General features: G+C 40.0%; 1 protein-coding gene. It reads left to right on the top strand.

Annotated elements, in window-relative coordinates:
- The first annotated feature begins 86 nt into the window (after nt 1–86).
- Nucleotides 87–14,513: an S-layer homology domain-containing protein gene (locus NSQ62_RS02890; RefSeq protein WP_341322426.1), complete on the top strand. Its 14,427-nt coding sequence runs from the start codon at nt 87–89 to the stop codon at nt 14,511–14,513.
- The last annotated feature ends 9 nt before the right edge of the window (nt 14,514–14,522 follow it).

Below are 14,522 nucleotides of genomic sequence, written 5' to 3'. Positions count from 1 at the left end.
TTTTCCCAATTAGTGCAAACGTTACAAATTGAAGGAACTGTGCCGATAAAAACCATGAACTAATTGAAGGAGGCTTATTATTCAATATGAAAAATCCAAAAAATAAAATTTTAAATTCATCCATTGCAGTATCATTAGTCGCAAGTACTTTTTCTGCTATTCCTGCAGCAACTGTTGCAGGAAATGGATTTAACGATTTACATTCTAATAATACACATTATGACAATATTATAAATTTACTGGAGCGAGGGATTATTAACGGCTTTCCTGATGGTACATTCAAACCAGAGCAAGCTGTCACTCGTGGACAAGCTGCTAAAATCCTTTCTTCTGTATTAAATTTAGATACACAAAATGTTTCAAATCCGAATTTTATCGATTTACCACAAACGCATCAATTTTACGGACATATCGCTGCACTAGTTGAAGCAGGAGTTATTAATGGTTTCCCAGATGGTAGTTTCAAACAAAATGACACAGTTACTCGTGGACAATTATCAAAAATGCTAGTTAAAGCATTTAGTTTAACAAGTGTTGACCATACACATCCTTTTAGTGACGTTTCGTTATCACATGAATATTCACCTTATATTGCCTCACTTTATGGATTAGGTGTTACAACAGGAAAAACTGCTACTACATATGATATGAAGAGCGCCGTTACTCGCGGACAATTTGCTTCATTTGTAGTACGTGCAGAAAATAGTAAATTTATAGATAAAAAAACAGTTTCAGGAACTATTGAAAAAATCACTAAAAACTACTTAACAATCGATGGGACAAAATATAAATTCGATTCTGATTTCAAATTTTTATCTTTAGCTAGTAATGCGCCAGCACTTAAGGATGCTGCCATTTCCATTACTATTAAGAACAATCAATTACAGACAATTGATAACTTACACATTTCGGCAAATGCTGAGAAACTTAATCTTCAAGGCAGTATAATTAACACACTTACCCTACCAGCTTCGCTTGAACTTTTAAAAGATGTTCAAGCTAGTAAAATTAGTTATTCAGCTACTCCTACTACGTTAAAATTTGATCAAGTAACTGCTCTAACTGTAGATATTCAACAAGAACGTGCAAAAACTGCTTCTTTATTACCTATGGCAAATGCAAATCAACAAACAGTAGCTACATTTGCTAACTCGTCTATTAACGATTTACATATTGAAACTACACAATCAACTATTACCAATGAAAATTCATTAATTAGTAATCTGCATGCACTTACTACAGCGACATTAACATTAAACGGAGCATTCCTAAATGTTTACGTTACTAATTTATTACAGCTTTTAGGAACGGCTTCAATATCACATTTACACAGTTCAGCAAATAATTTTTCAACATTTAATATAAGTTCTGCAATTAATGTTCTACAAGCTGTTGTTAATAACGATACCTATAGCTGGTCAGAATTTATTACTAAATTTATGTCTAATCAGCCATCTAATCCTGTTGTTGTTATACCTTCAAATCCAGGGTCAAACAACAACAATGTAGTTTCGCCTCCTCTACAGAGTATAGTTGATAACTCTAAGCTTAAAGTAGCATTGGATGAAGCTTCGGGTATTGATCAAGAGCTCTACACAGTAGATTCTGTTACGACGTTAACTTCAGCGATTCAAGCAGCTCAGGCCATCCTTGCTGATACGAACGCTTCTCAAGCACAAGTCAATGCGGCTTTAACTGCCTTAACCTTAGCGATTACAGGACTCGTTGTAGCGCCTGTTACACCACCTGTTGTGACAGTCGATACGTCTAAGCTTCAAGCTCAGCTATCAAAAGCTTCAGCGCTTGATCAAAAGCTTTACACAGTTGATTCTGTTGCCACGTTAACAGCGGCTATCACTAACGTGCAAGCTGTTTTAGCGGATACTAACGCTTCTCAAGCGCAAGTTAATGACGCTTTAGCTGTATTAACTTCAGCGATTACAGGACTCGTTGTAGCGCCTGTTGTGTCGGTGGATACATCTAAGCTTCAAGCGGGGCTTTCTAAGGCTTCGGCTCTCGACCAATCACCTTATACGGCTGATTCTTTTGCCACATTAGCAGTAGCCATTACTACAGCTCAAGCTGTTTTAGCAGATACTAACGCTTCTCAGGCACAGGTTGATAACGCTTTAGCTGCTTTATCTTCGGCGATTACTGGTCTTGTTTTAGCGCCTGTTACACCGCCTATCGTAGTGGTAGATACTGCTAATCTTCAAGCGGAGCTAACGAAAGCTTCGGCTCTTGACCAATCACCTTACACGGCTGATTCTGTTGCCACATTAGCAGTAGCCATTACTACAGCTCAAGCTGTTTTAGCAGATACTAACGCTTCTCAAACGCAAGTTGATGACGCTTTAGCTGCTTTATCTTCGGCGATTACTGGTCTTGTTTTAGCGCCTGTTACACCGCCTATCGTAGTGGTAGATACTGCTAATCTTCAAGCGGAGCTAACGAAAGCTTCGGCTCTTGACCAATCACCTTACACGGCTGATTCTGTTGCCACATTAGCAGTAGCCATTACTACAGCTCAAGCTGTTTTAGCAGATACTAACGCTTCTCAAACGCAAGTTGATGACGCTTTAGCTGCTTTATCTTCGGCGATTACTGGTCTTGTTTTAGCGCCTGTTACACCGCCTATCGTAGTGGTAGATACTGCTAATCTTCAAGCGGAGCTAACGAAAGCTTCGGCTCTTGACCAATCACCTTACACGGCTGATTCTGTTGCCACATTAGCAGTAGCCATTACTACAGCTCAAGCTGTTTTAGCAGATACTAACGCTTCTCAAACGCAAGTTGATGACGCTTTAGCTGCTTTATCTTCGGCGATTACTGGTCTTGTTTTAGCGCCTGTTACACCGCCTATCGTAGTGGTAGATACTGCTAATCTTCAAGCGGAGCTAACGAAAGCTTCGGCTCTTGACCAATCACCTTACACGGCTGATTCTGTTGCCACATTAGCAGTAGCCATTACTACAGCTCAAGCTGTTTTAGCAGATACTAACGCTTCTCAAACGCAAGTTGATGACGCTTTAGCTGCTTTATCTTCGGCGATTACTGGTCTTGTTTTAGCGCCTGTTACACCGCCTATCGTAGTGGTAGATACTGCTAATCTTCAAGCGGAGCTAACGAAAGCTTCGGCTCTTGACCAATCACCTTACACGGCTGATTCTGTTGCCACATTAGCAGCAGCCATCACTACAGCTCAAGGTATTTTAGCGGATACTAACGCTTCTCAAGCACAGGTTGATAATGCTTTAGCTGCTTTATCTTCGGCGATTACTGGTCTTGTTTTAGCGCCTGTTACACCGCCTGTTGTGTCGGTGGATACGTCTAAGCTTCAAGCAGAGCTTTCTAAGGCTTCGGCTCTTGACCAATCACCTTACACGGCTGATTCTGCTGCCACATTAGCAGCAGCCATCATTACAGCTCAAGGTATTTTAGCGGATACTAACGCTTCTCAAATGCAAGTTGATGACGCTTTAGCTGCTTTAACTTCGGCGATTACCGGCCTTGTTTCAGCACCGCCTGTTGTGACAGTGGATACGTCTAAGCTTCAAGCTCAGCTATCAAAAGCTTCAGCGCTTGACCAAAAGTTTTACACGGCTGATTCTGTTGCCTCATTAACGATGGCAATCACTAACGCTCAAGCCGTTTTAGCGGATACTAACACTACTCAAACGCAAGTTGATGACGCTTTATCTGCTTTAACTTCAGCAATTACTGGACTCGTTTCAGCACCGCCTGTTGTGACCGTCAATACGTCTAAGCTTCAAGCTCAGCTATCAAAAGCTTCAGCGCTTGACCAAAAGTTTTACACGGCTGATTCTGTTGCCTCATTAACGGTGGCAATCACTAACGCTCAAGGTGTTTTAGCGGATACTAACGCTTCTCAAGCTCAAGTTGATAACGCTTTAGCTGCGTTAACTTCAGCGATTACCGGCCTTGTTTCAGCACCGCCTGTTGTGACAGTGGATACGTCTAAGCTTCAAGCTCAGCTATCAAAAGCTTCAGCGCTTGACCAAAAGCTTTACATGGCTGATTCTGTTGCCTCATTAACAGCGGCTATTACTACTGCTCAAGCTATTTTAGCTGACACAAAAGCTTCTCAAGCACAAATTGATGATGCTTTAGCTGCTTTAACTTCAGCTGTTGCTAGACTTGTTACAGTGCCTGTTGCACCAACTGAGGTTCAAACCGGGTCTCCAACTGTTACAGCAGACAACATGCTAGTTGTAAATGACCAACAATATGCAATTACAGCGGCACACCAAAGTATTTTTAACGGAGCATTCGGGAATGTAGAAAACGTAGTCGTAGAAGTTGAAAATAACGAAGTCAAAAAAATTAAAGCTCTTACTCTATCAGTTGCAGGTAACACCCTTTCTTTAGAAAACGCACCTGAAATTGGCGATTTAACCGTTACAGGCGACGTTCAAACAATTGAAGATGTAGCGGCAGATACTTTAACAATCCAAACAACGAATAGCGCACTTCAAGTTCAAAATGTTTCATCTAATGAGGTAATTATTTCCCCAGCTGATTCAGGACTCATTGCTAAACGTTCATTATTAAATAATCGTATTGCAGCAACAGAAGGTATTCAATTTGCACAGGCTAGTACAACATCTAAGCTAGAAATCACTTTTGCTGGCAACTACAGTGGCAAAACCTTAACAATTCAACGTTCTAACGTAACTGTTGATACAAACGCTAATGCACAGCCTTTCTCTACAATCGACATCCAAAGCAATGATGTCACAATTAACGCCAATCAATTGGCGAACGTTTCAATTAAAAAGAATGTATTAGCTACAACACTTAACGCAGATGTAGCAAGCTTAACGTTAGAGCTACAAGGCGCTATCGAGCTTTCTAGTGATTCAACTAAAACAATTGGAGAATTACTAATAACAGCACCTACAAATGATGCGAATACAAATACAGATGGCTGGATTTCACTAATTAATATTGCCTTACCTACAGCTACTGGAAATATTAAGCTAAAGCATACAGCTGACGCTACAACCTATACAGACATTACTGCAGCTCATGATATTTTCTCAAAGCCTGCTGCTAGCACACCTGCAACATTTAATGCTACAGCAGTACGTGATGGCAACCTATTAGGAAAAATCAAATTTAATGTTGATAGCATGATTTCAACACCAATTTATTACAAATTCTTTACGGCTAGCGAGAACCTTACAGGCATCACCGCTACACCTACTGACGCTACTCTTTATACAGCTAACAGCAGCTTAACTATGTATAACGATGTGACGGATATCATTTTATACACAGGTGTCGGCGCAGATTTCAAAATTGCAAAGCTAACACCACCATCTGTAGGTTTAATTGCGATTGATAAATCATTTGGATCGAGTACAGCCACATTTAAAATTAATACAACTTATAGAAGTACCGTTTCTGTACAGGAGGCTTTAAAATACTTTGTTATTTTAAAAGAAGATCAATTAGTGTACAGCGACACAAAGCTTACTGGTCTAACTTGGAAAGTAAATAGCAATGGCTTAAATTACGTTGAAATTACCGTACCAAAAACAATCAATGGCGTTACCTTAAATAACGCGAAAGAACTCTATGCATCAGAAAACGCACTTAGTCTAGGGGGGAGTGGCAGTAATAGTCCATCTAGTCACTATGTGCCAATGCTCAAACAATTAGCGAAGCTTGCACAATCAACTGGAAATCCAAATATGATTCGCATTTTATTAGCGACAATTTCTTCTACGAGCGCCGCTACTTTTGATAGCCTTTTCTTAAAGCACTATGTGGATGAGCTTGTTGCTAACGAAGAAAAATACACAACGACAGAGCACATTAAACAGTTACTTACGGATTTAACTCCTGAGTACAATACGTCTGAATTAATGTCAGAAAAAGACCTACTCTTAGCATCTGCACCATTAGAACAATTTGAGTACTCAACAGCAGGTGTCATTTCAAATACAGTGGCAAACGGTAAACTTGTCTTTACTGCATTAAAAGAAGGCTCAACGACGGTACGTGTAGTAGATGCGGCAGGAAATGCAACATTAGTTTCAGTCACAGTCGATGCCAATAAGAATATTACTAAACAAGAAGTATTAGCTACAACAGCACCAAACGGAGTATTAATCGAAGGTAATGATGATTTCCGCTATGTAGAAGTCAATGGCGAAGTAAAAATTGTTGCTACAAAATTACAAAACGCATTAGCGATTATTCAAACAAATAAGACAGACACTGATTTACTAGGCAATTTAACAGGAGTCTATGTATCTAATGCAAATGGCGCTTATACAATCACGGACGCATTAGCAATTACACCACAAATTGTATCTTATACTGATTTAGGCCTACCTAATGGGGTTACGTCATTAACTGCTTCTAAAGTAGGCGGCTTAACACTTACAGACAGTGTTGCCTTATATCCTCGTATTGCTGGTGGAGAAAACATTAAAGTATCAGATGGTACAAATTCAACAGCCTTAACCGTAAATACGTCATTTACGGATATAACAGCTACCGTTAACGTGCCTGAAATTGCAAAATCAACAGCCGTTTCAATTGCAAATACTTTAAAGCTAGAAGCTATTAAGTCAATCGATATTTATCCAAATACAACAAACGTCCATGTCTATGAGAGTGGCTCAGCGCTACAATTATTTGCGAACGCTGCAGCGAGCGGCTCAATTATTGTAAAGGATATTCAGGATAAATCAGCAATCTTAAATTTCCAAGCAACGAACACAAGCGGAAAGATTGCCGTACCAACATTCAAGGTTGTCGATTTAGATTTAACAAATGTTATTACTTCAACTAATACAACGGACGATAATACAGGTGCTACAATACAGGATTTACAGGGTTCAAGCTTACGTAAATCTGGCCTTACATTATATGCCGTATCAGCAGGTACAACATATGTAACGCTTTCTAACGGCAAGCAATATTCAATTGAAGTAAAGCTTGAAAACAACCAATATTTAATTGAAAAGCCTGTAGCGATTACAAACAAGCTGATTACAGCAGCTGAGTTACACATGAGCGATTTTGATAGCGCAACAACTGCCAATCAAACGACACAGCTTTATAAAATTTCAAGTAACTCTCAATTGCTTGTAAGCATGTCTGAAGTAGGTACATCAACAATTATTTTAAAATCAAGTGCTGCCGTACCACAGCAAACGATTATTCACGTAACTAAAAATGCAAGCAATGAATATTCAGTCGAAATCGACCGCGCTGAAATTACAGCGACAGATTTAGGCTTAAATGCTCTTACTTCTGTCTCAAACGAGTTAACAACTACTGCGCGTGCGATTACAATTGCCGATAAACTTTATATTTACGGATTCCAGGACGGCGAACGTACATTTAAAGTAACAGACGGCTCAAATACTACGGTTGTCAATACGACCGTATCCAATACTGCTGGCAACTACGAAATTACGACAGCACCAGTAAAACATGATTTATCAGCAAAACTAAACGACTTCGAACTTTCAAATGCAACATTTAGCTCGACCGCTGCTCATGTAAAAGATGGCATTTTATATGCAACTGGTAACGGCCTAACAAATAATAGCGCAACAATCGAAGTGCCTATTCAGCACAAAACAGATACGAATTTATCAGGCTTCTATACGATTAAGGTTTCATACAACGAAGCGACTAAAGAATACGCTTTCGAAGACACAGGTGTCATTACGTTTAAAAAATCCATTTCTATGGATGAATTAGGCTTAACCTCATTAAATGAGGTCATCGTTCCAACTGGTAGCACAACAACGGCAACCATCAATGGCGATAAACTCGATATTTCTTCATCAAGCTCTGAGGAAACACGCATTCAAGTCATTGGTAACGAAAGCACAGCTACCTCTTACATGTACATTAAGCGGGATGATACAGGCTTAGTAGCAGAGGTTGAAAAATCTGATTCAATTGATGTTTCAGCATATGGCCTAAATGGCGTTACCACTTCTAGCTACTTAACAGATATGCTACGTGCGAATGTTTCAAGTAAAACAGTTGAACTCTATGCATTAAAGGCTGGTAAAACAACTTATACAGCAACGGATTCAAACAACCAAACTTTGCTTATAAACGTAACAACTGCATTAGATGATGCGGCGAATCCAAAGAGCAAGCGTACAATTACAGGTAATGTAGTATCTTATAACTTAGCAGATTTAGGCGCTGATATTACAGGTACAATAATCGAGGGCGACGCCGTTCGCATTTATAACGATATAGTTTATGCAGTGAAAAATAATTCGACCGCTAAGGTGCTCTTATCAGACGGCCGAATCGTACAATTTACGATTTCAGCCAATAGTGATACGCACTATGAAATGGATCATACTGTGATGACAAACAGCCTTACAGTGACTGGTACAGAGCTTGACTTAACTGGCAACCTTACTGCAACAGGTCATAACGCAGCTATCCTAACGAAAACGGAGTACGGCAATAATATTAGCGTATACGGTGTCGCAGAGGGAAAAACATCCCTTACGATTAGCGGTGCTAATTCAAAATCTACCATCGTGAACTTTACTGTTACGAAAGAAGCAGATAATTCATTCAAAGTAGAAAAAGAAGTTGTTGCTAAAACATTAGCAGCAGTCCCAATTTTAATCGACCCTTCAGATGCTGCATTAGTACGTATTGAAGGAACAAAAGTATATGGTCTTGCAGCAGGAAAAGTCGAGCTATTAGTTGGCAACGAAATCAAGCAAATTACGATTTCAGTAGTAGATGGTCATTACACAATGTCAGAACCTGTATCATTAGGTTTAGCAATTTACACAGCTAGTGATTTAGGCTTCTCGTCTACATCCGGCTTAACAATTGAATCAAACAGCAATAGCAGCTCAACGTATGCAGCCATTGTGGAAGTAGAGGAAAATGGAACAATCGTTGAAAAGCTAGTTGCCTATAGCAAATTAACAGGCAATACAACGGGCACAGGTGAAATTATTGTCAAATCTACAGCTGACGCAAACCTACGAACACTTGTACAAGTAGCTCGTAAATTGGATGCAGCTAGCGCGATTCAGCTAACATCTACAATCGCTGAACAGGACTATACGGCATTTGCACAAGCACCAGCATTCCAAAATCCAGCGCTTGTTCGCTTTGATGCTGTAAATAATAAATTATATCCATTTGCAGAGGGTCATACGTATGCAACAGTTGGTACAGACCTACAAGCCATTCACGTAACAAAGAGTGCAACGACAGGTGAATATCAAGTCGCTGTTACACCACTTACACTCGATGAAAGCGGCAAAACTATCGCAGCTTTACCAGGTAATGCAACGGATCCAAATGTTGTTCGCCTAGACACAGCAACAGGTATCATTTATGCAACAGGTATTGGTTCAACGAAAGTGCAAATTGATGGAAACGTCTATGAGGTACATGTAGTAGAAGCTGCGAACAAGCAAGTGTCTATGACAAAAACAGCGATTACAAGCTCTGTCGTATCTGCTCAGCAGCTTGGCTTAACGGCATTAACTTCTGCGACAGTCCTAAAAGGCAATGCAAATGCTATCCAATTTGTCCGTGGTACAGATAACGTAGTCCTATATAGCAACGGGGCATCAACAGCTCAAACCGTTTCGTTATTAGTAGAAGGAACAATTGGTTCGGATACAACAAAATATCATGCAGTGATTAATATTAAAATCGCAGAGGATGGCTCAATTTCAGAGGCAAAAGAGGCGGCTACTGCACTTGATGTAAGTTCATTAGGCTTCCCTACTGGAATTAATGAAGTTCTTGAAAACGACCAAGCACGTGCTGTTTGGAAGGATAATAGCCTGACAATTTACGCACTAGAAGCTGGAAATACAGCGTTCAAATTTGCGAATGCGTTCGTCAACACAACAGTCAACGCTTCACAAACAAATCTGTTACAGGCTACAGCACCAACGTTTGTAAGCACGGAAATGACTACTGCTGTCGATACCATTACAAACGGGGTAATCTTAACGGAAATTGGCATGACGCTTTATGCAAAAGAAACTGGCACAGCATTAGTCAATATCGGCGCTGACGTTTATTCAATTGCAGTCACACAGCAAAATGGGCACTATAGCCTGACAAAATCAGCAGCAATGAAATTTGTTACATTTGACCTTGCAAATATTGCTGGCACAATCGCTACTGTAGGCACGGTATTAAACGGTGTCGAAACAGCAATTAGCGAAACATCAAACGAATTAGTCATCTATGCTACTGAAAACACAGGCGTTTCAGACATTATGATTACAAGTGGTGGCGTTAACATGCTTTACCATACAACGGTCACAAATGGTGTACCATCAGCACTGAAGGCAGCGGAATTAGATTTAGATACAAACATGGTCGGCGCGGAACTATATAAAGGCACAAACGTACGAGTTGACTCTACAACTAACAAGCTATACCTACTTACTGAAGGTAACGCTGTATTAAAACTAGCTGATAATCGTTTAATTAACGTAACGGTTACACGTACAAATGGTGAGCTAACTGCAACTGCTGAATTTGTGAAATATGAGCTTAAAGAGGCGGCATCATTTACGTCTCCAAACTTAAAGCTAGATGGTACAACACTTTATGCCATTGCTGACGTAGCAGCCGAAGAAAAGGTGTTTACAACGAATTACCGCATCATAGCTAGCACAACATTTGAAGATGGCCTTTACAAGCTGAATGTTGATGAACGCCAAATGAAAGCATTTAAATTAGCTGATTATGGCTTAACAGCGACAACAGTCACTGCCGAAAACACACCAGCTGATGTTGCGTTCGCTGAAATCGATGGAGATAATCTTATTATTTATGCAGGTACCGTATTTGAGAAGGCAACATTAAAGGTACAAGATACGGTTAATGGAAAAACAACGACTTTAACATTTAATGTAACGAACAACAAAGACGGTGCATTCCTTGTAACCGAGCAAGCAAGTGTAAATGCCCTAAAATTTGTAGATATGGGCTTATCCAATGCAGCTAATAACATTACAGCAGAGGCTTATAATAGCAACTTAATCGCTGTTACTACTACTACGGATGGATTAAATATTACATCTAAGGGTGCAGGCACAACGTCAATCGTCCTAAAACAAGGTGGCAATGTTGTTGGGCTTGTCAATGTCATTGTAGAAAGCACGGATGGCAACCTTAAAGCAACAGCAATACCAGTAAGCATTGAGCTGGAAAATGCAACAGAACTGACAGCTACAGCTGGATTGACATTCCGTCAAGATTCGAGCACTTACTACCCTACTGCTGCTGGCAATGCATTATTCAAAACGAGCGCGGATGGCAAAAAAGCTACGACTGTGACAGTTAGCAAAAACGCGCAATCCGAACTCTATAGTATTCAAGAAAGTGAGCATAACCTAGCAACAATTTTAGCTACGGATTTAGGTCTTGCAACATTCCAAGGCGTTGACATTACAGGCTCTACTGTAACAAAACAGCTAAGTGCAGATGCACAGAAACTGTATCTAATCGGTCAAAGCAATGGTACAGCTGAAATCAGAGTTTCAGATGGTACAAATGTCGCCGTAATTGTTACTCATAACGGCACAGAGCTGTTACCAACAATTGCAGCGAAGGATTTAACAGTTACTCCAAATCCAATCTTAACAGTTGATGAGCAAGCTATTACAGATTGGACGTCAAATGAATTCGCGCAAGTGCGTGACAACAAAATCTACGCACTTAAATCAGGGAAAACGGTGCTAGAGGGTACATTAAATACCGTAAAAGTATTAATGAACGTATCAATCGATCGTCAATCTGATTTGAAATTCGATATTAAACCTAATGTCGTTAAAGCCACATTTGCAAACGCACCAACATTAGTTGATAGCACTTCGGATGTTATTAAGATTGTAGGAAATACTGTCTATGCACAAAAAGAAGGTATTGTTCAAATTCAAGACGGCACAGAAATTAAAACAATTTCTGTAACGCTTGTAGATAGTCAATACAAGCTAGAGGTTAGCCAGCCAGCTGTTCAGCTTACATTCACTGCTGCGGATTTAGGAATATCTGAAATTACTGCACACAATATTTCGCCTATCATTGGCTCTGGCGTAATCTCAGCGAAAACAATCGGTACAGGGGCTACGAAAACATTAGTGATTCTTGCTAAAAATACAGGTGAGGCAAAACTAACGATTAATAATGGCGAAACAACTGTTTACTTTGCCGTAACAGAACAAGACTCAAAATTAGTCATTGCAAGTCCAATTTTCGCTCGCCATGAAATTTCAGGTGCAACATCTATTACAGCAAAAACTACAAATAATAACATTGTTCGCTTTGTAGGAGATACGATTTATGCATTAACAGAAGGCAGCCTCATCGCAACAGTAGACGGAAAGCTTTATAATGTCGTTGCTCAAAAAGTGAACGGGAAACTAGCGGTTAACGCTGCACCAATTACTGTTCAATTAGTAGGCGCTCCAATTGAGGATGTATCAGCGTTTATGTCAGTAGATGCAAACTTCCTTGCAAGTGCCGTTGACTTTACCCTTGATACAAATGGTGAACAGTCATTTAGAGATGTTACAATCGGAAATGATATTTACCGCATTGTCATTACAAAAGGCGGTGTCATGAGCGCTCAAAAAATCACACAAAAGCAAGCGGATATTCACGATATTTTACCGAACGCTACTACGATCGTTTCAACAAATACAATCGTAACAGCAACAGTTGACACGATTAATGGCAAAAAGATTGTCGAATTAACACCAAACGCTACAGGTCACGAATATGTAACCGTAACAGACGCAGACGGCACACAATCTATTCAACTTTCCGTTACTGTAACGGGTGATGCCAATAACCTTGTCGTTGCATCAACACCGGTAAGTGGCTCTTACAACTTCTCGCACTTTAACTTCTATGCGACGGGCGTAACCCATGCAAATGGGACAGCCTTAGAATCGAAGCAAGGTGTCATTCAAGTAAGCAATGGAATTGTAACCGTGTACCCAGGTGAACCTGGTACAGCACATGTCATCGTGAAAGGGAACGAAGGCAAGCAGGCACTGTATGTATTAACTGTAACAGCTGGTGGTAGCTTCACATTTGAACCATTTACATCATTTGTGGCCTACAATGAATTTGGCTTTGCACCAATTGCTATTACGCAATCAGGTACAGCAACAGCCGTTTCAGAGGGCACAGGGCTACGTATCACATATATCGATGAAACACCGACAGTATTTGTTATCAAAAACGAAACAAATAAATTTAAAACAGTCTACTCACAGGCTGTAGTAGATACGACTACAAATGAATTTAAGGTGGACTTCACGGCATCTCAAATTCAAGAAGCACTTGTCTATAGCACAGCTGTAACTGATGTAAAAGGTAATTTACGTGTAGTGACACATACAGTAGATGGTGTGGACTATACGGTCATTTATCCAACGCCACTAACTGCTACGAATACAAGCACAAGTGGTTCGTTTACAACAGATAGAAAAATCTACAATGTATCGATTGATACAAACTATAAATTAACAGCGACGGAATTAGCGGAAGATGCACAGACAGCTTACACAACTGTCGAGCATAAGGCACAAAAAGATGTCGTATCCTATGCAAATGGTAAATGGCACGCAATAGCTGTAGGTACTGGGATTTACATGGTGGACGGCAGCTACGTTCAAATTGAAGTCGAGTACAATAGCTCAGACGATAAATACGAAATCAAGCCCGAGGTTGCTGTACCTACTGTCACATTAGCAGATGCGACAAGCCTTGAGGTATTAAAAGGTGACCAAGTATTTGTTGATGGCAATACTGTATTCGGATTTACAAATACAGATACAAACGAAACAGCAATCGTACGTGCTACGAAAGACGGCAAAACGGTTCTGTATGCTGGCACATTAACAGCGGTTAACGCAGCATTTAACATTGTTCAACAGGATTTATTTGCTAATTTAGCAATCAATTCTTACGCCTCGTTTGCTTATAGCACAGACACTTCTTCAATCATTCGAATTGAGGGTGCTAATGTATATGCATTAGCAATCGGCACTGAAATTGTGACACTTACTACGAAAAATGGCTTACGTCAGCAAGTTCAAATTCAAGTGAAGGATGATTATACAATCGCCATTACACCATTGAATGATTTAGAAATGGACTACCAAATTGATACTTCATTCAATATGGAGGGAAGTGTCCTTGTTTCAGGCTTAACAATCACCTTTACAGAGGCGGTCAATCAACCGGCACCTCTTTTAGTGAAGTCTGGCACTACTGCTACTGACAACAATGTAAGTGTAAGCGATCAAGAGCTGTCTATCGCTACAGGCGTTGTACTGCATTACACAGCTACCTTCGAATTAAATTTAGAGGAATTAAAGGCTGGTAAAACAACGATTACATTAAATTCTACACGCAGCACTAGCAATGATGAATGGCTCGCTTCATTTACAACAGCAAGTCCGACCATTGTATTTAAAAAGCAAACAAATTAGTCATAGTCA

The organism is Solibacillus sp. FSL H8-0523 (assembly GCF_038051985.1).
Taxonomy (GTDB): domain Bacteria; phylum Bacillota; class Bacilli; order Bacillales_A; family Planococcaceae; genus Solibacillus.
This window is presented reverse-complemented; position numbering and strand designations above follow the sequence as displayed.